22 protein-coding genes are annotated in these 22,530 nt (G+C 28.4%); 6 read left to right on the plus strand and 16 right to left on the minus strand.

Annotated features, from left to right (window positions below; genetic code table 11):
• Window positions 1-59 precede the first annotated feature (59 nt).
• From TVTCOM_RS15390 to TVTCOM_RS15435, 10 genes are all read right to left on the minus strand, one after another.
• Entirely contained in the window at window positions 60-1,424 is a 1,365-nt protein-coding gene (locus tag TVTCOM_RS15390) for an MATE family efflux transporter (protein ID WP_434797147.1), read from the minus strand.
• Between the two features lie 213 nt (window positions 1,425-1,637).
• The gene (locus TVTCOM_RS15395) at window positions 1,638-2,678 is read right to left on the minus strand and encodes an energy-coupling factor ABC transporter permease (RefSeq protein ID WP_434797148.1); all 1,041 of its coding nucleotides are present in this window, start codon (window positions 2,676-2,678) and stop codon (window positions 1,638-1,640) included.
• Between the two features lie 167 nt (window positions 2,679-2,845).
• Complete coding sequence (locus TVTCOM_RS15400; RefSeq protein ID WP_434797149.1) at window positions 2,846-3,313, minus strand: hypothetical protein; 468 nt, start codon at window positions 3,311-3,313, stop codon at window positions 2,846-2,848.
• A 253-nt stretch (window positions 3,314-3,566) separates the two neighbouring features.
• Window positions 3,567-4,544, minus strand: a complete 978-nt coding sequence (locus TVTCOM_RS15405) for an SPFH domain-containing protein (RefSeq protein ID WP_434797150.1) — start codon at window positions 4,542-4,544, stop codon at window positions 3,567-3,569.
• Window positions 4,545-4,597: 53 nt separating this feature from the next.
• Window positions 4,598-4,786: a hypothetical protein gene (locus TVTCOM_RS15410; RefSeq protein ID WP_434797151.1), complete on the minus strand. Its 189-nt coding sequence runs from the start codon at window positions 4,784-4,786 to the stop codon at window positions 4,598-4,600.
• A gap of 78 nt (window positions 4,787-4,864) precedes the next feature.
• Complete coding sequence (locus tag TVTCOM_RS15415; RefSeq protein ID WP_434797152.1) at window positions 4,865-5,335, minus strand: HAD family hydrolase; 471 nt, start codon at window positions 5,333-5,335, stop codon at window positions 4,865-4,867.
• Window positions 5,336-5,360: 25 nt separating this feature from the next.
• A complete protein-coding gene (locus tag TVTCOM_RS15420; protein ID WP_434797153.1) occupies window positions 5,361-6,110 on the minus strand; it encodes a phosphate ABC transporter ATP-binding protein in 750 nt (249 codons plus the stop codon).
• Window positions 6,092-6,937, minus strand: coding sequence for a PstA family ABC transporter permease (locus tag TVTCOM_RS15425; RefSeq protein ID WP_434797154.1), 846 nt, complete (start codon window positions 6,935-6,937; stop codon window positions 6,092-6,094). Before TVTCOM_RS15425 ends, TVTCOM_RS15420 begins: the two co-directional genes overlap by 19 nt.
• Window positions 6,938-6,940: 3 nt before the next feature.
• The gene (gene pstC / locus TVTCOM_RS15430; protein ID WP_434797155.1) at window positions 6,941-7,807 is read right to left on the minus strand and encodes a phosphate ABC transporter permease subunit PstC; all 867 of its coding nucleotides are present in this window, start codon (window positions 7,805-7,807) and stop codon (window positions 6,941-6,943) included.
• A gap of 104 nt (window positions 7,808-7,911) precedes the next feature.
• A complete protein-coding gene (locus TVTCOM_RS15435) occupies window positions 7,912-8,811 on the minus strand; it encodes a phosphate ABC transporter substrate-binding protein (RefSeq protein ID WP_434797156.1) in 900 nt (299 codons plus the stop codon).
• 254 nt (window positions 8,812-9,065) lie between these two features.
• Here TVTCOM_RS15435 and TVTCOM_RS15440 point away from each other — a divergent pair, with 254 nt between their 5' ends.
• The 3 genes from TVTCOM_RS15440 to TVTCOM_RS15450 are packed head-to-tail and all read left to right on the plus strand — an operon-like array spanning window position 9,066 to window position 12,931.
• The gene (locus TVTCOM_RS15440) at window positions 9,066-11,438 is read left to right on the plus strand and encodes a glycyl radical protein (protein ID WP_434797157.1); all 2,373 of its coding nucleotides are present in this window, start codon (window positions 9,066-9,068) and stop codon (window positions 11,436-11,438) included.
• 3 nt (window positions 11,439-11,441) lie between these two features.
• Window positions 11,442-12,353 carry a glycyl-radical enzyme activating protein gene (locus tag TVTCOM_RS15445; RefSeq protein WP_434799757.1) on the plus strand — a complete coding sequence of 304 codons (912 nt, stop codon included), beginning with the start codon at window positions 11,442-11,444 and terminating at the stop codon, window positions 12,351-12,353.
• Between the two features lie 26 nt (window positions 12,354-12,379).
• Entirely contained in the window at window positions 12,380-12,931 is a 552-nt protein-coding gene (locus TVTCOM_RS15450; RefSeq protein WP_434797158.1) for a helix-turn-helix domain-containing protein, read from the plus strand.
• Between the two features lie 86 nt (window positions 12,932-13,017).
• On the opposite strand, the gene TVTCOM_RS15455 is transcribed toward TVTCOM_RS15450, so the two are convergent.
• Window positions 13,018-13,572, minus strand: coding sequence for a DUF4269 domain-containing protein (locus TVTCOM_RS15455; protein WP_434797159.1), 555 nt, complete (start codon window positions 13,570-13,572; stop codon window positions 13,018-13,020).
• A gap of 170 nt (window positions 13,573-13,742) precedes the next feature.
• Here TVTCOM_RS15455 and TVTCOM_RS15460 point away from each other — a divergent pair, with 170 nt between their 5' ends.
• Together TVTCOM_RS15460 and TVTCOM_RS15465 are read left to right on the plus strand one after the other, a co-directional pair.
• A complete protein-coding gene (locus tag TVTCOM_RS15460; RefSeq protein ID WP_434797160.1) occupies window positions 13,743-14,288 on the plus strand; it encodes an NADH peroxidase in 546 nt (181 codons plus the stop codon).
• 11 nt (window positions 14,289-14,299) lie between these two features.
• Window positions 14,300-14,617, plus strand: coding sequence for a DUF1540 domain-containing protein (locus TVTCOM_RS15465; RefSeq protein ID WP_434797161.1), 318 nt, complete (start codon window positions 14,300-14,302; stop codon window positions 14,615-14,617).
• A 198-nt stretch (window positions 14,618-14,815) separates the two neighbouring features.
• Here TVTCOM_RS15465 and TVTCOM_RS15470 read toward each other — a convergent pair whose 3' ends face one another.
• The 5 genes from TVTCOM_RS15470 to TVTCOM_RS15490 form a co-directional block, all read right to left on the minus strand.
• Window positions 14,816-16,444, minus strand: a complete 1,629-nt coding sequence (locus tag TVTCOM_RS15470) for an IS1182 family transposase (RefSeq protein ID WP_434797079.1) — start codon at window positions 16,442-16,444, stop codon at window positions 14,816-14,818.
• Window positions 16,445-16,617: 173 nt separating this feature from the next.
• Window positions 16,618-17,025, minus strand: a complete 408-nt coding sequence (locus TVTCOM_RS15475) for a VOC family protein (RefSeq protein ID WP_434797162.1) — start codon at window positions 17,023-17,025, stop codon at window positions 16,618-16,620.
• 15 nt (window positions 17,026-17,040) lie between these two features.
• Window positions 17,041-19,524, minus strand: a complete 2,484-nt coding sequence (locus TVTCOM_RS15480) for a heavy metal translocating P-type ATPase (RefSeq protein ID WP_434797163.1) — start codon at window positions 19,522-19,524, stop codon at window positions 17,041-17,043.
• A gap of 96 nt (window positions 19,525-19,620) precedes the next feature.
• Window positions 19,621-20,742, minus strand: coding sequence for a sensor histidine kinase (locus tag TVTCOM_RS15485; protein WP_434797164.1), 1,122 nt, complete (start codon window positions 20,740-20,742; stop codon window positions 19,621-19,623).
• Window positions 20,714-21,382 (minus strand): response regulator transcription factor, encoded by a 669-nt coding sequence (locus TVTCOM_RS15490; RefSeq protein WP_434797165.1) that lies wholly within the window; start codon window positions 21,380-21,382, stop codon window positions 20,714-20,716. Before TVTCOM_RS15490 ends, TVTCOM_RS15485 begins: the two co-directional genes overlap by 29 nt.
• Before the next feature lie 156 nt (window positions 21,383-21,538).
• Here TVTCOM_RS15490 and TVTCOM_RS15495 point away from each other — a divergent pair, with 156 nt between their 5' ends.
• On the plus strand, window positions 21,539-22,489 hold the full coding sequence (locus TVTCOM_RS15495; protein ID WP_434797166.1) for an urease accessory protein UreH domain-containing protein: 951 nt from the start codon (window positions 21,539-21,541) through the stop codon (window positions 22,487-22,489).
• Window positions 22,490-22,530 lie beyond the last annotated feature (41 nt).

Here is a 22,530-nt window from a genome sequence, read left to right on the forward strand (position 1 = left end):
TTATTATTCCAATAATAGAAAAGAATAATTACAAAAAGAAAGGTATTTTACCTTCTTTTCTATTTAGCTATTGCAACTTTATTAAATTTAGTTTCACTTTTTAAATCATTGCTTTTTAATTTTCTTATATATATTATTATCCCAAATAAAGTAATAACTTCTGTTATAGGTACAACAAACCACAAACTATATCCACCAAATACTATTGGCAAACTTAATACAAGAATAATATTTAATAAAAATCCTCTTATTACTGATATAAATATGGATGGTTTTTCTTTACCTACAGATTGAAAATAGTTACAAAGTAATATATTAATATTCATAATACAAAAAGCACTTAAATAATCTCTCACCGCTGGTACTCCCATAGAAATAATCTCTGCATTAGCTTTTACAAAAGCATATATTACTTCTTCTGCAAACATAAATACTACTGTATATAATAAACATCCTATTGAAATAGTAGTAAACATGGCATATTTTAAAACTGTTTTTACACGTCTACTTTCATTAGCACCGTAGTTAGTCGCTATTATAGGTTGACTAGCCTGAGCTACACCATTAAATAAAGCCATTCCAACTATTACGCAATTTGATATAATTCCATAAACTACTATTCCCATATCTCCTATATATTTTAAAATTTGAATATTAAATATAAATATTACAAATCCACTGGCAACTTCCATTAAGAAACTAGATCCACCACAACCTATTATTCTTTTTATTTTTGTTATTGATACTTTCTTTAGAGATAACTCTATTCTATTTTTCTTTGATATAAAATGAGTTAAAAGAACTATAACTGTTGTTAAACTACCTAAAACTGTTGCCAAAGCTGCACCCATCATTCCCATATTCATAGGGAAAACAAAAATATAATCTAATACTATATTCAATCCTGCTCCTAAAAGTACTGACATCATAGCTAATTTTGGGGATTTTTTATTACGAATTATGGGTGATAAAAAATTAGTTGCTATAAATATTGGTGTAAATATTGTTATACATCTTCCATATTGTAAAACTAAATCAATACTGTTTTCATTTGCTCCAAGGAAATAAGAAATTTCTTCTAAAAATATGTTTGTTAATGTTGTAAATATTAGTCCTATTATTACTACGGTTACCAAACTGGAAACAAAGTATTTATCTGATTCTTCTTTATTTCCCATACCTTCTTCCATGGAGATCAATATTCCTCCACCAACCCCAAACATAAGACCTATTCCGTTATATGCGGCGAAAAAAGGTAGAAAAATATTCAGTGCAGAAATCCCCTCTGCCCCAACACCTTGTCCAATTACAAGAGTATCTACCAATATGTAAATTGATGTTACAAGTGTAGAACATATTGATGGTATTAGATAGTGATAAAAAACTTTTTTCTCATCATCTTTTAATAAATTTAAATTTTCCATTATGATCCCTCCTATTCCTATTAAAAATAAAAAAGCCAAATAAGCATGCTAAGTATACTTATTTGGCTTGTTGTTTATATTTTATTTTTTTTGAACCATTAAATTATTTTGCACTGCGATTATAAATTAAATATAATTCGCCACTTGTAATGGCTCTTTTAACAAAAACTATTTTAATATATTAAATTAACAAAGTCAACCTAAATTTTCCTTTTATTCATTAGTTTGTTTCTTCTTAGCTTTACTAAGTCCAAATGCTATTACACCACATAAACCTAGTGTTATTGCTGAGCCTACCACACCAGATACTGTAGTACCCATTGTATTTTCTCCATCTGACTTAAAGGCATAATCTGGTAAGAAAGCTAATTTTTCTTGCACTCCTCCTAATGTCTCATTTACACTATTTGTTCTTTCAAGTTCATCACTACCAGTTACATTTTGTATTGCCCACTCCAATCCATCAGGATTTGAAGATGCATATAGCGATAATCCTCCTCCTATAAGTACTGTAATTATAGCTAAAGTTACAACTATAGATTTTATACTAGCCTTACCTTCTACATGTTTATCACCATTATAACCAATTAATAATTCTGGTTTTGCATTGTATATAAATACTAAAACAAGACCTGTCATAACACCTTCTATCGCACCTATAGCCAAATGTATTGGTTGCATTAACATTACAAAGGTACTAAATGGTAATTCTGATACACCAGATAGAGTAGTTTCCAATACAACCCCCAAAGCTCCAAGTTGAAGAGATATAATAACTGACAATATTGAAGCTACCATTATTTTAGTTGGTGTAAATCCTTTTTTAAGTATCTTACTGTATATAAATGGGAACCCAATAAAACAAGCAAATAATCCCATATTTATCATATTACATCCCAGTGCTAGTATTCCTCCATCTGCAAAGAATAAGCACTGAATAAAAAGTACAGAAGCTATAGTTAAAAAACCTGCCTCTGGCCCTAATAGAGATGCTAATAGTATTCCTCCTCCAATATGTCCACTAGATCCCGTTCCTGGTATAGTAAAGTTAATCATTTGAGAAGCAAAAACAAAAGCTCCTAAAACACCCATTAGCGGAATTTTCTTTTGTAAATCCACTAATTCAGAATTTTTTAATTTGTATCCTTTTTCTTCTTGAGATAATTTTTTACAACAATATCCCATTGTAGCTGCTGCTGCAACCCACATTGTTCCCCCAACAGCTGGTGATAAAAGTGCATCTGCCATATGCATAATATAAATCCCCCTTTTTAAAAACAAAAAAACCACGAAGTTATCCTCATTAGGAAGTAACCTTCATGGCTTTGATTTCAATTTATATATTTTGTTATATTTACTACATTTTTCTAATTAAATACTAACACTATGTATTACAAAGGTCAATAAAAATAGTAATATTTCTAATTTTTTAATGCTTTTATCTTTGCTGAAGTATTAAATCCTATGGCCAATGGTAAAAATGCGGACATTGGAATAAATACAAAACCTAAATCAACATTATTTATAATACAAAAAATTATATATGCCATTATACTCACAAGAATTAATTTTAAAAATACAAATAAATCTCCTGCTAATAAAAACGCTTGTTCTTGTTTCTTTTTATTTTTTATATTACCTATACCCCATAAAGATGGATTTAAATATATCATAGTAAACACTACATATATTCCATAAGATATAGCTAATTTCCATAAGATACTTGTTTTTGATCCCATACCACCTATTTTACCAGTAATTTCAAAAGACGTTGCTACCTCTTGTGGTATTTTCCCCCACATGACCGCCACATAAATTGATATTGCTATTAATGTAAATATTGTAAGTCCTTCAATCATTCTTTGTTTTTGTGTGAAAGCCATCTTCATATTTTCATCTCCCTCAATTTTATTTAACATACAAGTATAATTTTACATTATATTATAAGTTTTAAAAAGATATTTTATTACAATATTACTTTTTTATATGTTGCTTTTTTAACATTTAACTAAAACTAATTTTAAAATACTTTTATAGTTTTTAAAACATAAAAAATGCTCCCTCCATGATAACAGTTTTTATTATTTAAACTGTCTACCATAAAGAGAGCATATCATATTATCACTACTTAGCTATATACTATTAATTAATATTTCCACTATTAACAACAGGCTGAGCATCTTTGTTTCCACAAAGTACTACTAATAAATTACTAACCATTGCTGCTTTTTTTTCATCATCTAATTTTACAATTTCATTTTCATTTAAAGAATTAAGAGCCATTTCTACCATACCAACAGCACCTTCAACAATTTTTTTACGTGCAGCAATAATTGCCTCAGCTTGTTGACGTTGAAGCATTGCAGCGGCTATTTCTGGAGCGTAGGCTAAATGAGTTATTCTAACTTCGCAAACTTCAAGGCCTGCCACATGAACTCTTGATTGTAATTCTTCTTTTAATTTATCTGCAACTTCTTGAGATGATCCTCTAAGGGTTTTTTCATCTGATGCATCATTAACATCATAAGGATATAGTCTTGCCACATTTCTAAGTGCGGTATCACATTGAATTGATAAATAAGTTTTGTAATTATCCACATTAAATACTGCTTTTGTAGGATTTATAACTTTCCAAATTACTACTACTCCTATCATTATAGGATTTCCCATTTCATCATTTACCTTTTGTATGCCATTATTTAATGTAAGAGTTTTAAGAGATACTTTTTTTGTTGCAGATGTTATTGCAGTTTCAGACTTGTTTTCATCTTCTTTTCCCTTAGCCATTCTTAATGTTGGTGATTCATATGTTGGATTTATAGCGCTACAAAATGGATTTACAAAATAAAAACCTTCTTTTGAAATTGTTCCATAATAATTACCAAATAGTACTAATACTATTGCCTCATTAGGATTTAATATCTTTAATCCACAAAGCATAAATATACCAGCTATAAAGCATATTATTCCTAATACTGTTGGAAAAGCTATATCTTTAATTATAGTAAAGTAAATTGCCACTGGAAAAATCAATATTAAAATTAACCCAATAATTAAACCCATCCAACCACTCATCGGTTTAAGCTCTTTTGCATCAAATTTGATTCTTTCTTCAATCATAATGTTCCCCTCCTTAAAATAAAATGATATCCTGCAGTCTTTCTTTGTTTTCATTATTCTTTTACAAAAAACAAGTATGCTATTGTAAAAGCAATTTGCCAAAAGGTTAATATTATACCTGTGGCATACTGTTTAGATATAAATAATTCATATATCCATACAACTACAAATAAAATTGTAAATATAATATATAGAAATAAAATAAAATTATTGCTAGAAGATTTCTTTTTCCTTAAACTCAATTATATTGCCCCCTCAACACAAAGTGACTTAAAAGCTAAATAACAGGATATCATTAATTATATATTATACTATATTACTTACCATCGCAAATCCGCTTTAATATAATTTGGAGTTAAAAACAAATTTAATGCTTCTTTTATACTTCTAGTTACTATATCACTATTTATAATTAGTTTGCTACAAGTACCTTCTCCTTCAATAACGGCAACAGAAAGTTTCGCTTCTTTAAACATTTCTATATCATTAAAACCATTGCCAATTGTTGCAGTTACATTTCTTCCTAACCTCTTAACTAAATCACTTTTATGCTTTCCTGCACATCCTGTTGGTATTGTAATTACTTTTAAATTTACTTTTTCACATTCTTCTTGCGCCATTCCATATGTATCTGCTGTAATAACGTATATATTTATTATTTTTGACAATTCACTTAATTGTTCTTTAATATTTTCTAAGATTCTTCCATCTACAGCGATGGTTCCATTAAAGTCAAAAACTAGATTCTCTAACTCCAAACTTTCCCTTCCTGGTATATCAATTTTAATCATCACATTATCTCCACTTTTTATATTTTTAAGTTCCCATATATTGAATATATTCTTTGCTTAAAGCTTGCCCAGGAGAATTGAAGAATTCTTCTGATGTTCCTGTTTCAATAATCTCTCCATTATCCATAAAAATAATATTATCACCTATTCTCTTGGCTTGAGCTAAATTATGTGTAACTATAACTATAGTATATTGATTCTTTAATTCCTTTAACATTTCTTCGATAAACCTGGTATTTTTCACATCTAAAGCAGAACAAGGTTCATCTAATAATAATATTTTGGGCTTAACACTTAAACATCTTGCAATTGATAAACGTTGTTTTTGACCTCCTGATAATTTTCCAGCAAACATATGAAGGTTATCTTTTACTTCATCATACAACTTAGTTTGTTTAAGTAATTCTATTTTTCTTTTTTCTATTTCTTTATTATCATAATTATTGTGATATTTTAAGGCATATGTAAGATTTTTTTCTATAGAAAAAGGAAAAATTGTAGGGTTTTGAAAAACTAATCCAATTTGAGTTCTTAAACTCTGCAAGGGTATATCATTAAAATTTATTTCATCAATAATAATATTTCCTTCTATTTTTCCTCCTTCCTCTTCAATAATTCTATTAAAAGATTTTAATAATGTGGACTTTCCACATCCTGATTGCCCAAGAATAACTGTTATTTCTTTTTCTTTTATACTAAAGTTAATATCATTTAATATTCTTTTTTTTCCAAAAATAACATTTAAATTTTCCACATTTAAAACATTTTTTTCCATGATGCACCTTCTCTCCATATTCCTATTAGCCTACATAAACCATTTATTATAAGTAACAATACCATTAATACAAAAGCTGTTCCATAAGCATTTTCCAAAGATAATCCTTCATTTACTAAAATATATAAATGATATGGAAGAGCCATTATAGGTGAATTAATTTCACTTGGCAATCCAGAATATATAACTACTCCTGTGTACATTATAGGCGCTGTTGCTCCCATAGCATAAGCCATTCCTAAGGTTATACATGTTAATATATTTATCATAATATTGGGAAGAATAATTCTAAATAAAGTATGGGACTTAGATACCCCAAGACATAACGAAGCCTTCATTATTTCTTCTCCACTATCCATTAATAACTTAATTAGTCTTATGGATATAAAAGGTATTATCATAACAGAAAGCGTTATCGATGCACACAATAAGCCTCTTTCCATCCCAAACTTACATATTAGAATTGTATAACCAACTAGTCCCAATACAACAGAGGGCACACCTGACAATCCATAAATAAATGATACTGTTACATTTTTAAACTTAATAGAAGTGCAGTAAAATACTAAATATATAGAAATTGAAATTCCTAAAAAACCTCCCATTATTCCTGATAATAACCCCATAAGTAAACTTCCAACAATTGCAGGAAAAATTCCTCCCTCTGTTCCAAGAGGTGATCCTTTTGGACTATCAAATATAAAATCCACAGATATTACATTAAAACCTTTATATAATATATAAATAAAAATACCTAAAGTAATACTTATAACTAGTATTCCAGATATAAATACACATAACTTCAATAAATAATCTCTTTTTTTCATAATTTACTCCATTCTGCTCTTAATTTTTAAGTATTTTGCTAAGGCAAAAATTATTATAAGTAAAAATATTAAAACCACATTAGCTCCATATAAGGCAGATGCATGTAAACTACCATACTGGACAGTTCCCATTTCTAAAGCTGTCAATGAAGGTATAGTCTCTCCTCTAGAAAATAGTCTAGGCATTATTGAGGAGTTACCCATTACCATCATTACAGCCATAGTTTCTCCCATAGCTCTTCCAAAGGACATCATTATAGCTGAATAGATACTGTTTTTTATTGATGGAAGTATAGCTTTCATTATAGTATATTCTTTAGATACGCCCAAAGATAAAGACTCTATTTCAAATTTATTTTTAGCTTCATCTATGGATTCACTGCAATTTGATATTATATATGGTAATAACATAATTGCTAACAATATACCTGCTGCCAATACACATTCTCCAGATGCCATATTAAAAAATATTTCAAAATATTTTACTATTATTACTAAACCAATAAACCCAAATATAACAGATGGAATACCAGCCAATAAATCTATGAACGACAATATAGTCTTTGAAATACTTTTTTTACTATAAAAACCTAAGAAAATTGCACATCCTAGCCCTATTGGAAGAGCTATAAGCACTGCTAAGAATGAAACATATAGCGTTGCTAAAATCATCGGCAACAAAGAATAACTTGCTTTTGATTTTAAAGGGTTCCATCCTCCCGAAATAAAAAATCCATTAATACCTATTTCTTTAAAGAAAGGAATGCTTTCTATTATTACGCATGCAAATAAAGATATTACTATTGATAAAAACAAAAGTACTGTTAAAAGCAAAATATATTTAATAAAACTGTCTTTTATATATTTCAATAAATCACCTTCTTATTTTTTATTAATTTAATTGTAATAAATTTTAACTAAAAAAGAGCTTAAATACAAAATAATAAGCTCTTTTTATAAAATATTTATATTTTTTATTTATTCATTGGAATAAAACCTAATTCTTCTACCATAGCTTGTCCTTCTGTACCTAAAACATAGTCTATAAATGCTTGTTGTTCAGCAGTTGGCTCACCATTACCTAATATTAATAAAGGTCTTTGTATTTTATAATCACCACTTAATATATTTTTTGCATTGGCTTCTACGTCATCAACTTTTAACTTAGATATTTTACCTTCATTTTGATTTGCTAAACCATATGAAGCGTACCCTATAGCATATTCATTTTCTATTACTTTAGATACTAAAGCTCCCATAGAAGCTGCTTGTATAGCATCTGCTTTTATTTCTGTATCCCCCATTATAGCCTTTTGGAACACTTCATGAGCTCCTCCACCAATATCTCTAGTTACTACAACTATTTCTTTATCTGGTAAAGATGAATCTACATCTTTCCAAGTTTTATATTCTCCTGAGAATATTTTTGCTACCTCTTGTGATGTTAAATTATCTTTTACTTTTAATATAGGATTTTTAGGATTAACAGCTATTGTTAATGCGTCTATACCTACTTGGTATTCTTTTTCATTTTCTATTTTTTCTTTTTCTTCGTCTTTTACTTTTCTTGCAACCATACCAAAGTTTTCTGTCTTATCAATTACAGCTTGTACACCTTGGCCTGAACCACCTGCTGATACATATATTTCTATATTATCTTCTGAAAAGTCTTCATTTACCTTATTCCAAGTCCCATAAGATTCAATAAATTCTAATGATATTTTTGACATAACTGGCGCTAAAGTTGATGAACCTATAAACATTATTTGTGATTTATTCTTTGGTTCACTTTTATCTTCTCCACCACTACTACAAGCAACTAATGATAACATCATCGCCATAGACATAAATATAGCCCAAAATTTCTTTTTCATTTCTAATCCCCCCTGTTTTGTTAAATTTATGTTAAATTTATCCAAATTCATTTTATCACAAGTCTTATGGAAATATTTGTAATAAAAATCTTTTATGTATTGAAATATTAAATATATTTTATACTTTTATAGTTTTTATCTATAAATATATTTTTTCTTTTTACTAATCTTTATGTGGATATCTCAAAATTAATACACTATAATATAACAAATATATAAAATAACGTACAAATAAAAATTAGGAGGGGTATATTATGAGTATAAGTACAAGAATAGAAAAATTTAGACAAGAATATGTTTTCACTAAACCAGCTATAAGTACTGAAAGAACTAAAATTTATACTGAATCATACAAAGAAACCGAAGGAGAACCTATGTGTATAAGAAGTGCAAAAGCTTATTTAGCGGCTTGTGAAAAACTTCCAATAACAATATTTGAAGATGAACTTGTGGTGGGGGCTGCTGGTGAATTTAAAAGAACAGGTATACTTACTCCTGAGTTTTCATGGAAATGGGTAGATAAAGAAATGGATAAATTCGCTACTAGAAGTCAGGATCCTTATGAAATGAATGATAATCAAAGAGAATTTATGAGAAAAGAAATTTTTCCATATTGGGATGGTAAATCTCTTGAAGATAAATTTTTAAAAAGAGTTCCTAAAGATACTGCAAAAATATTAATTGATACAGGAATTATAGATAATGACTCAAAATGGCGCCAAGCTGTTGGTGAAGTCACTCCTGATTACGAAGATATATTATTTCCAAAAGGATATATAAAAATAAAAGAAGAAGCATTAGAGAAGATAGACACTTTAGATATAGCTGTTCCTGAAAATATAGAAAAAATAGATTTTTACAAATCTTTAGTTATAACTTGTGATGGAATTATGACTTTAGCTAAAAGATACTCTGATTTAGCCTTTGAAATGAGTAAAAATGAAGAAAATGAAACTAGAAAAGCAGAATTAATAAAAATAGGAGAAGTATGTAGAAAGGTTCCTGCTAATCCTCCTCAAAGTTTTTATGAAGCAATTCAATTTGTTTGGTTCGTTCAATTAGGTGCAATCATAACTGAAAACCCCTTGGCTTTAAATCCTGGAAGATTTGATCAATACATGTATCCTTATTATGAAAATGATATTAAAATAGGTCTTATTACTGAAGATGATGCTTTAGAATTAATAGAAGCTTTATGGTTAAAGTTCTCTGAATGGATTTGGACAATATCAGAAAATACATCTGGTTATTTTGCTGGATATAACCAATTCCAAAACTTAACCGTAGGCGGTAAAAAACGTGACGGCTCTGATGCAACTAACGATTTATCTTATCTTTGCTTAAAAGCAACAAAAGATATAAAAACTCATCAACCAGGTCTTAGTGTAAGAATTCATCCAGGAGCTCCTGATGATTTTATAATGGCAGTTTGTGACTTAGTTGCTAGTGGAAGTGGATTCCCTGCCATCCATTCTGATTCATGTGGTTGTCAAATGCTTCTTCAAAATGGATATGATCCCGATGATGCAAGAGACTGGAATAACTGTGGTTGTGTCGTACCTCATTTTAGGAAAACTGGTCAATGGACTTCAGCTGTAAACATTAACTTCTCTGCTGCTTTAGAATATGCCATGAATCAAGGTTATTCTAGAATGACTGGAGAAAAAATGGGGTTATCTGAAAAACAAATCACTTCTTTTACTTCTTTTGAAGAATTAATGGAAGCTTTCTATAAACAATTTGCTTACTTAATAAGACATTCTGTAATAGGAAGTACAATAGCTCAAACTGTTCATACAGAAGTTGTTCCAAGACCATTTTTATCAATATGTGTAGATGGATGTTTTGAAAAAGGTTTGGATTTATCTAAAGGGGGAGCAAAATATAATGTAGGTCCTGTACTTACTGGAATAGGTCTAGGCCAAGTATCAAACTGTTTAGCTATAATAAAAAAATTAGTATTTGAAGACCAAGTTACTACTTTAGATGAAATAGCTAAAGCACTAAATGACAACTGGGAAGGTCATGATGAGCTAAGAAAATTAACTGAGACTGTTCCCAAATACGGAAATGATAATGATTATGTGGACCAAATAGCTTTAGAAATATCAAACTTTTATTATCACGAAACAAGACAATACAAAGATATATTTGGTTCTCCATTTAACTCTGCTTTTATGGGAATATCAAATTATATTCCCACAGGTAGAATAATTGGAGCCACTCCAGATGGTAGAAAAGCTGGAGCTCCCCTTACGGAAGGAGTTTCTCCTTATGCAGGAACTGATATAGATACTCCTCTTGCTGCAATGAAGTCAGCTGCTAAGATAAATCATGATTTACACTCTGGTGGTACACTACTTAACTTAAGATTAAATCATGATTTAGTTTCTACACCTAGGGGCCAAAGAAACTTAGCATCTATGATACAATCTTATTTTGCTCTTGGAGCATTTCATGTTCAATTTAATACTGTATCAAATGAAATTTTGTTAAAAGCACAAGAAAACCCAGATGAATATAGAGATTTATTAGTTAGAGTTGCAGGATATTCTACTCAATTTGTTAACTTATCAAGAGAAATGCAAGATGCAATTATAGCTAGAAATGCTCACTGTGAGTTTTAGTTGGTGATAATAATGACTACTAGTGGAAAAGTTGTACGTATACAAAAATTTTCAGTTAATGATGGTGATGGAATAAGAACTACTGTATTTTTAGAAGGCTGTCCTCTAAAATGTAGATGGTGCTCTAATCCTGATTCATGGAGTGGAATTGTAAAACTAGGCGTTTCAAGAGAACATTGTATAGATTGTAAAAAATGCATAAGTGTCTGTCACAAAAATATTTCTTCTTTATTTAATAGAAATGAAATAAATGAAAAATGTGATTTATGTGGTGAATGTGTTAAGAACTGTCCTCAAAATGCCATAAGTCAGATGACTCATATTATAACTGTTGATGATGTTATAAAATCTATTGAAAAAGACTTAGTTTTCTTTTTAAATTCAAATGGTGGCATAACATTTTCCGGTGGTGAGCCTACTTATCAACTTGAATTTTTAAGAGATCTGGTTTATCATTTTTATAATAAAGGAATTCATACTGCCATAGAAACTTGCGGAGTTTTTAACTTTGACAAATGCAAAGATATCTTTCAAAAGCTAAATCATATATTTGTTGATATAAAAAATATGGATAGCAATAAACATAAAGAATACACAGGTCTTGGCAATGAATTAATCCTTGAAAATATAATAAGAATGGCTAAAATAAACAAAAGTATGGTTGTAAGAATTCCTGTTATTCCAGGATTTAATGATGATATTGAAAATATTACTTCCACATCTCAGTTTGTAAAGAAAAATATTAAATCACCTAAAATAGAACTTCTTCCTTATCATATGTTTGGTATAGACAAGTACAAAAACTTAGGTTTGGAGGATTATATTTATAAATATGAAACTCCAAGTGATAAAACCATGAAAAAATTAGAAGAAGTAGTTAAGAACTGCGGTGTTGAAGTCATGAAATACAAATAGCCACAATAAATTATGGAGATGAATTTATGATGACACAAATCCCAAAAGTTGGGCAAAACTTAAGAAAATTACGAAACGATTTAGGACTAAGCTTAGATGAAGCATCTAAATTAACTGGCGTTAGTAAGCCCATGTTAGGCCAAATTGAAAGAGGTGAATCTAGTCCTACAATCTCAACTTTATGGAAAATTTCTTCTGGTCTTAAAGTTAACTTTACTTCTCTTTTAGACGATAACTCTGGAGAATTAGTTCTTGTAAAGAAAGAAGATGTTGAGGTAGTTCAAGAAGAAGATAGTCATATGAGACTATTTCCTATTTTTCCCTTTGATTCCAAAAGTGGAATGGACGTATTTATTATAGAATTAGATGTAAACCGTAAGCATACATCTGCAACTCATAAAAATTTATTGGAAGAAATAGTTATGGTTACAGAGGGTTCCTTAGAACTTACTATTGAAGATAAGACTTTTATATTAGAAAAAAATCATTCATTAAAGTTTGATGGTAGCTTAAATCACTCTTATAAAAATTGTGGTAATAATAAAACAGTTTTTTATAATATAGGAATTTACAAATAATATAAATGAGTAACAATTTAAACTGTTACTCATTTATATTATTAAATTAAAAAACAATTGAGGTATAATAAGCCTATGCTATAAAATTAATAGGTTTTATCAAGTAAATATCCTTTGCATTTTAATAATTCTTCATATGGATTTCCATTTAAATTAAGTAATTTTGCAAAAGCAGGTTCTGTTTTTATACCTTCTTTTTTTAATTCAATTATGCTTTTCCTAAATTTTTCTCCATATAAATTTAATAATTTATATTCAATTATCATATGTCTATATCCATTAGTTTTATGGGATTGTTCATTTGAAGCATATATTTCTATTTCCATACTTTCTACGATAAAATTACATACAGTAATATTTTTTTCTTTATGCTCTATTCTAAAATATTTATATTTGCTAAAATTATCAAATAGTGTATTTTCAAATATCTCAAAATCATCAACTTGGCAAACTATATCTAAATCACTACTTTCAATATCTATATTCAATGGTATTGTTCCAACTAATATTGGCATATAATCTTTTAATATGTTAAATATATTTGTTTTTGTAAGTATCTTGTAACATTTCTTTTGCTTATTACTACCTTCTCTTAAATAAGAAATATTGTTAAAATTCACTAACTTCACCTCATTTTTCATTTGCATAACCTCATAAAATCATTTTATATTCTCATATTACTAAAAATAATATTTATTATCAATTAATATCGAAGTAATTTGTATATATGTTCCAATTTTTGAAATGCATATCTTCCTTCATTTATGAAAATAATAAAATTGTTACATAAATAAACAAAGGAGTGTAATGAATGAAAAAATTTATTTGTACTGTTTGTGGATATATACATGAAGGAGATGCCCCTCCTGAAGTTTGTCCAATTTGTAAAGTTGGAGCTGACAAATTCATAGAATCTAAAGAAGAAATGGTATGGGCAGACGAACACAGAATAGGTATTGCAAAAGATATAGACCCTGAAATAATTGAGGGTTTAAGAGCTAATTTTATGGGTGAATGTACAGAAGTTGGAATGTACATTGCTATGAGTAGACAAGCTGATAGAGAAGGTTATCCTGAGGTTGCAGAAGCTTATAAAAGAATAGCTTGGGAAGAGGCTGAGCATGCTTCTAAATTTGCTGAGATATTAGGCGAAGTTGTTTACCCTAGCACTAAACAAAATCTATCTGCTAGAGTTGAAGCTGAATTCGGTGCTTGTTCAGGCAAAAAAGAATTAGCTACAGCTGCTAAAAAAGCTAATCTAGATGCTATTCATGATACTGTTCATGAAATGTGTAAAGACGAAGCTCGACATGGTAGAGCTTTTAAAGGTTTATTAGATAGATATTTTTCTAAATAGGAGGTTTTGAAATGGCGAAAATTAATTGCAATGTAACTAATTGTTCACATAATAAATCTAGTGTTTGTTATTCAAATATAGTTAATATTAAGGGTGGTAAAGCAAAAGATTCATGTAATACATGTTGTGGAAACTTCCTAGATGAAAGAGATTATTCTACTTTAACTAATAATACAAATTCTTCTGGTGAATGTGATGCTCTAGTTTGTACAGTCCAAACTTGTGTATACAATAGAAACTTAGCTTGCACTGCCGAAAATATTAATGTAAGTGGAACAAATGTTAACATCTATACTGAAACAAATTGTTCTACATTTAAACATGCATAAATTATTTTATAAAATTATATAAATAAAAAATTGAGGCTGTCGCATAAACGATTGAAAAATCGTTGGGCGATAGCTCCTTTTTACTTATTTAAAACTCAAAACTACTGAAAATAATTTTATTTCACTTATATTTACTAAAAATAAGCATGACAAATAAAGGTATTTGAAATACCGTTTTTTTAGCTATCTATATTAAAATTAAGCGATTTTCTTTAAAGGATGAAGGGATGTTTTACATTTTCCATTTTGTATTTTATTATGCAATTTATTTATGTTATAAGCCATTCCTAATAAAATACATTCCGCTAAAATATTTTTTTCACCTTTACATAAAAACCTTCTAAATTCCATGTTTTGTTTTATTTGAGCGAATGCTCCTTCGGCTTGAATACTTCTATTCATTCTTAGTTGAATACCTTCGGTACTCACTATTCTTTGTAAATTTCCTTTACGTTTTTCATTAAATACTTTTGAAATATTAAGTTTTTTAGTTCTATCTTCTAAAGGAGTTTTACAGTTATTTCCTTTAATGCATTTAGTTTTAAATTGACATCCTTTACAATCTTCGCACATATAACAAGTTATTTCACACTTGTATCCAGTTGTACTTTTTCTGGTTTTTGTGCTAGTAACAGTTAATTTCTTATTGTTTTTACATAGATAATAGTCATCTTTATCGTTGTAAGACATATTATCCATTCTACCAATATCATTTTTATATTTTCTTGTTTTACTAATTTCATAATTAGCTGGTTTTATAAATGATTGTTGTCCATTTTTTTCTAGATGTACATAGTTTTCTTCACTTTCATATCCTGAATCAGTTATTACTTTAGGATATTTAAAACTTAAATATGACTCTGCATTTTGTAAAAATGGTATTAGAGTAGTTGTGTCAGCTGGTTGAGGTCCTGCACTTATCCAGACTATATATTCAGAATCAACTCCAAACTGAACGTTGTAAGCAGGTTTTAATTGACCATTTTTCATATGATCTTCCTTCATTCTCATGAAAGTGGCATCTTTATCTGTTTTAGAGTAGCTATTACGTTCACCCATTATATGTAAATCTTTAGTGTATTTTTTTAATCTATCAATATAGCTATCTAATTCTTCAATAGATTTTTGAATAGGCGATTTTCTTTTACCTTTACCATAAACAAATACAACATCTTCTTCATTTGCTATTTTCTTAAGTTTTTTTAGTAATTTTTTTAGATGATGCATTTTGATTTTGTTTTTATAAATTAATTTGATACCAAAATCTTGTTCACATTTTAAAACGAAATTAGGTATTTTATCCATCATTTTTTGCATATTTTTTGTTACAGCTTTTTTCCAAACAAAAGTATATCTATTAGATGACGCTTCTATTTTAGTACCATCTATAAATATTGTTTCTTTTGAAATTTCATTTTTATCTGCAAGCATATTTGCTAATTGGGCAAGTAATTCTTCAGATACTGGTGCGAAATGTATACTACGAAATCTGGCAATTGTTGAATGATCTGGAGCGGAGGCTCCGCCTAAAAGATACATAAAATTAACATCTCTTTTGCATGCATTTTCTATTTTTCTTGAAGAATATAAGCTATTCATATATCCGTAAACAATGATTTTTAACATTTCTCTTGGGGTTATTGTATTTTCTCTAATTCGAGAATAAGTCTGATATAACTTTTCTAAATTCATCTCCTCTATAGTTTGACTTAATAACCTCACTGAATCATCTTTTGGAATTAAATAATCAATCTCTAGTGGTAATTTTAATTGATAATTATCACCATACTTAGTATAATCAATTTGTATAATATTTTGTTTGGTCATAAAATAATTATACAAAAATCCCAAGATCTTTTGAACTTGGGATTTATTTTTTTATGCAAAAAGGGCATCGCCCTATTTTTTTAGTGCGACAGCCCCAATTTTTTATTTTAACATAGGATTAAATTTAAATGAAATTTTAAGTTCTAGATAATCCATAATTAAATTTTTAATTTCTATTTTATATCTGTATCTCTTATTTCTATTTCTGTTCCCTCTGGCGCTTTTATTTTAAATAAACTTTCACCTTCTACTTTGTAAACTATTTCGCCATTTTTAACTTTAAAATCTGTATACCCTAGATTTTTTATTCTATCATATTCTTCTTCAACATTATCTACTATAAATCCCATATGCACTGGCCCTGCATTTAAATTACTCCATGGGTTGAAATTATCATTATTTTTAGGTGTTTGTAATTCTATCATAAAGCTCTCTAATTTTAACCATGTATTATAATTTCTTCCATGAAAATTCTTTGTTTCATTTATTACTTCAAAACCTAAAATATTTTTATAAAAGTTTAATGACTCTTTATAGTTTTCTGTTTGAATACAAATATGATGTATTATTTTTATGCTCATAATTTTTCTCCTATTTTATTTTTCTACTTTAAACCTTTTTAGTCTTAATGCATTTAATAAAACTGATGTTGAACTAAATGCCATGGCAAGAGCTGCTATTACTGGACTTAAAAGTGGACCTCCAAATAAATATAAAACACCTGCTGCTACCGGTATACCTATCACATTGTATCCAAATGCCCAGAATAAGTTTTCTTTTATATTAGTCATTGTACTTTTACTAAGCCTTATTGCAGTTGGTACATCTAATAAATCACTTCTCATTAAAACAATATCTGCCGATTCCATAGCCACATCTGTACCACTTCCTATGGCTATTCCAATATCTGCTTGAGCTAAAGCCGGTGCATCATTTATTCCATCACCAACCATGGCAACAAATTTACCTTCCTCTTGAAGTTTTTTAACTTCACTAGATTTATCTTTTGGTAAAACTTCTGCTAAAACTCTATCTATTCCAACTTGAGAAGCAATTGCCTGAGCTGTCTTTTTATTATCTCCAGTAATCATAGCAACTTCTATTCCCATATCATGAAGCTTTTTAATAGCTTTTGCACTGCTCTCTTTAACTACATCGGCAACAGCTATTATTCCACCTATTTTGTTATTAATTGCAATGTACATAGGTGTTTTTCCTTCACTTGCAAGCTTGTCAGATTTTTCTTCTAAATCTTCAAAGTCTATATTTTTATTTATCATTAACTTTTTGTTTCCAAGTAAAAGATCACTTCCATTTATGACAACTTCAATACCATGACCTGGTATTGCCATAAATTTATCCAACTTATAAAATTCAAGATTTTTTTCTTCACAATCTCTGACTATAGCTTCTCCTAAAGGATGTTCTGAAGATTTTTCTGCACTTGCTGCTACCTTTAATAACTCTTCTTCTGTAATATTTCCATGTGTTATTATATTTGTAACTATTGGTTTACCTTCAGTAATTGTACCTGTTTTATCAAATACTATAGTATTAATTTTATGAGTAGTTTCTAATGCTTCTCCACCTTTAATCAAAATACCATTTTCTGCACCTTTACCTGTTCCAACCATTATAGCTGTAGGCGTTGCAAGACCTAATGCACATGGACAAGCTATAACTAAAACTGCTATAAATACTGTTAGTGAAAACACTGCTCCTTTACCTGATATAAACCAAGCAAGTCCTGCAATTATAGCTATAACTACAACAACTGGAACAAAATAACCTGCGATTATATCAGCTAATTTTGCTATTGGTGCTTTTGAACCTTGAGCATCTTCTACTAATTTAATTATTTGAGATATTGCTGTATCACTACCAACTTTTTCAGCTCTAAATCTTATAGTTCCATTTTTATTTATACTAGCACCTACTACTGAACTACCAATATTTTTTTCTACCGGTATACTTTCACCTGTTAGCATTGATTCATCTACCGATGTATAACCCTCTATAACGGTACCATCTACTGGTATTCTAGATCCTGGCTTAACTAATATAATATCTCCAACTTCAACTTCTTCTATTGGTATTTCTATTTCCTTATCGTGCTTAACTATAATAGCCGTTTTAGGGCTTAGCCCCATTAGCTTTTTAATAGCTTCTCCTGTTTTTCCTTTAGCACGAGTTTCAAAATATTTTCCAAGTAATACAAGAGTAATTATTACACCTGCGCTTTCAAAGTACATATGATGTACAGCCATATGATCTCCACCAACTACTAGATATATTGAATATAAACTATATATAAGAGCTGCACTTGTTCCTATAGTAATTAATGAGTCCATAGTTGGCGCTTTAGCTATCATGGATTTAACTCCTTTAGAGAAAAACTTATTTCCTGCTATAGCTATTGGTATAGTTAAAAATAATTGAGTAAGGGCAAAATTTAAGGGATTCACACTAGGGTCTATTATTTTTGGTAGTGGTAATGGTCCAATTGGTTCTGGTATCATGTTACCCATTGCTATATAGAATAATGGAACTGCAAATATAGCTGATATTACAAATTTAGTAAGTAAGATTTTCATTTCTTTTTCTTTTCTTAATTTATCATCATCAACTGATACTTTCTTTTCCATTTCCAAGACTTTAAATCCAGCTTTTTCAATAATATCTTTTATTTCATATAACTTTACTTTACTTGGTATATAATTTATTATTGCTTTTTCTGTCGCTAAATTAACTTGAACATCTTTTACTCCATCTAGTTTTTTAACTGCTCTTTCCACGGCTTTTACACAAGATGCACATGTCATTCCACCTATGGGTATTATTACTTCTTTATCTTTCTCTTCTTTTACTACTGTAAAGCCAACTTTCTCTATAGCACTTTCTATATCTTCTTTTTTTACTTTTTCTTTATCATAAGATATACTCAATTTTTCTGTTGCCATATTAACGCTAGCTTCAACGCTTGAATCTAATTTTTTTACTGCTCTTTCTACTGCTTTTGCACAAGATGCGCATGTCATTCCACTTATTTTCAAATCATCAACATTTATTTTAGTATCCATATTTTTTCTCCTTTCATAAGTCATTTTTAGTTTTATTATCTTTCTACAATAACATCCTATAATAACTTTATGAATATTTTATGAAGGTAAAAATTTTTAAGCAGGAAGAGTAATTATAAATTCACTGCCTTCATTTACTTTGCTTTTAACTTCTATTTTTCCTTTATGTAAATCAATTATAGATTTGCATATGGTAAGTCCTATTCCTGTTCCTCCTGTATTTCTACACCTTGATTTATCTACTCTATAAAATCTTTCAAATATATAATCCAAACTTTCTTCTGGTATTCCTATCCCATTGTCTTTTATAATTATTTTAATAAAATCATCTTCTTTATATAATTTAATAATAATTTTCCCTTCTATTTTACAATTACAATTTGTATATCTTATAGCGTTGGATATTAAATTAACTATAACTTGAGTTATTTTTTCTTTATCCACTCTTGCTATGATTTCTTTCAAATCATATTCTATTTCTATATTTTTCTCAAATGCAAAGCTTTGATTATTATATATAATATTTTTGATTAATTGCTTTAAATCAACATCACTTATCTCCAATTTATTTTTTTCACTATCATACTTAGTAAGATTTTTTAATTGATTTACTAAGTGGTTAAGCCTAATTACTTCTTCGTTTACACTGTTTAATCTTTCTGGTGATGGTTCCCATATGCCATCAATCATTGCCTCTAAATGTGTTTGTATACTTGTTAAAGGAGTTCTAAGTTCATGAGAAATATCTGATGTTAATTTTTTTCTCATATTCTCCATTCTATATAATTCTCTTGATAGCTCATTAATAGAATTTATTAAGTCATCTATTTCCACAATATAACTTTCATATTCTAGCGTTTGATCATATCCTCCTCTTTTTATAAAGTCTGTCATTTTTGACACAACAATTATAGGTTTTGAAATTTTTTGAGATAAAAAAATAGAAATTGATATTGAAACAATAATCATAAGTAAAGATATTCCTATGATTAAGTTAGTAATATCTTGTAAAAATAAATTTCTATTTTTAGTTAAGGATTGTTTAGATAATTCCACCATATTTGAAGAATAATATATAATTTTCTTTTCTACTGATAAGTTAATACTTACAGCCATTATTAGTATAATTCCTATCATTACCATAGCTAAATAAAATATTAACTTCTTATTAAGGTTTAATTTTTTCTTGTTAAATTCCAAATTTATACCCCACTCCATAAACTGTTTGTATTATTTTTGGTTTTTTAGTATCTTCTTCTATTTTTTGCCTTAAATTTTTAATATGAGCATCTATAATTCTATCAAACTTTTCATAATAATCATCTGTAACTAACTCTAATAATTCTTCTCTAGTAAAAATCTTCTTTTGATTATTTACGAATAAAAATAATAACTTATATTCTGTATTTGTTAAATTTACATCCTTATCTCTTATTTTAACTTCATGTGATAATGTATTAATTTCTATTTCATCATTAACCTTTATAATCTCTTCTTTTTTTATTTTTCTAAGTGCTGCCTTAACTCTTAAAACTAATTCCTTCACATTAAACGGTTTACAAACATAATCGTCACATCCCAAGTTAAATCCATCTATTTTATCTTCATCTTCAGTTTTCGCTGTTAACATTATTATATGCACTAAGGATGTTTGTCTTATTTTCTCACAGATTTCTTCACCACTTATATCCGGTAGCATTCTATCTAAAATTACTAAATCAAATTCATTATTATCAAATAAATTCAATGCTTTATTTCCATCATGAGCTACCAAAGTATTGTAACCTTCTTTATCTAGATAAGCTTTTACAACTTCTGTTATTTTTTTTTCATCATCAACTAATAATATATTAAACATAATTCCTCCTAAAATTTCCTTATAATTTTACAATATCATAGAATTATATATTTTTTATGAATTTTTTAGCTTAAGTATTACTATTCTTCATTATTTTTTCATAATTTCAGAATATAATATACATGATATAAGTTTATTTAAAATTGAGGTGAAATTATGAGTAAAATTACTAAGTTCTTTCATGTCTATGGAATGAAATGTCACTCTTGTGAAGTGGCAGTTGAAGAAGAAATTAATAAACTACAAGGTATTATAAATATAAAGGCTGATCATAATAACTCTATGGTCATAGTAACTTATGAAAATGGACTATGCAATGATGATAAAATAAAATTAGCCATTAAAAACTCTGGATTTTCATCAAGTAACAATATGTTAATAAAAGTTTTAGGTTTAAGTATTATTATCATATCCATGTTTTTCCTGGGAAATAATCCTTTAACAGGATCAAATACTTCTTTCACAAGTATTGAAACTTCTTTTATTATGTTATTTGTACTTGGTTTTTTTACATCATTTCATTGCGTGGGAATGTGCGGGGGTATTTTGCTTACACAGACCATAAATAAATACGAAAATATAAAGGATAAAAAATCATCTTTTAAAATTGCATTACTTTACAATAGTGGACGTATAATCTCTTATACTATTATTGGAGGAATTGTCGGTGCTCTTGGTTCAATTTTTTCTTCCACTATACAGATTCAAAACTTTATAAAAATAATTGCTGGTGTTTTTATGATAATTTCTGGACTACATATGATTGGAATTAAAATGTTAAATAATATTAGGGTTCCCATATTTTTTAAAAAGAGTACTTGTGTAAATAATCATAAAAATCCATTTATAGTCGGCTATTTGAGTGGTTTTTTGCCATGTGGTCCTCTAAAAACTATGCAACTATATGCTCTATCTAGCGGTAGCTTTATAATGGGTGCTTCATCTATGTTTGTATTTTCCTTAGGAACACTTCCTATTATGCTATCATTCGCTTATATTTCATCTAGAATGTGTAAATCATTCAACGAAAGAATATACAAATATACAGGAATTTTAATTGTTATACTTGGTATTCTTATGCTGAACCCAAAACTACACTTTATATAAAAAAATAAACCGATAAAACTCACTGTAACATTATCGGTTTA

It is taken from the genome of Terrisporobacter vanillatitrophus, assembly GCF_051148895.1.
GTDB classification, from domain to species: Bacteria; Bacillota; Clostridia; order Peptostreptococcales; family Peptostreptococcaceae; genus Terrisporobacter; species Terrisporobacter vanillatitrophus.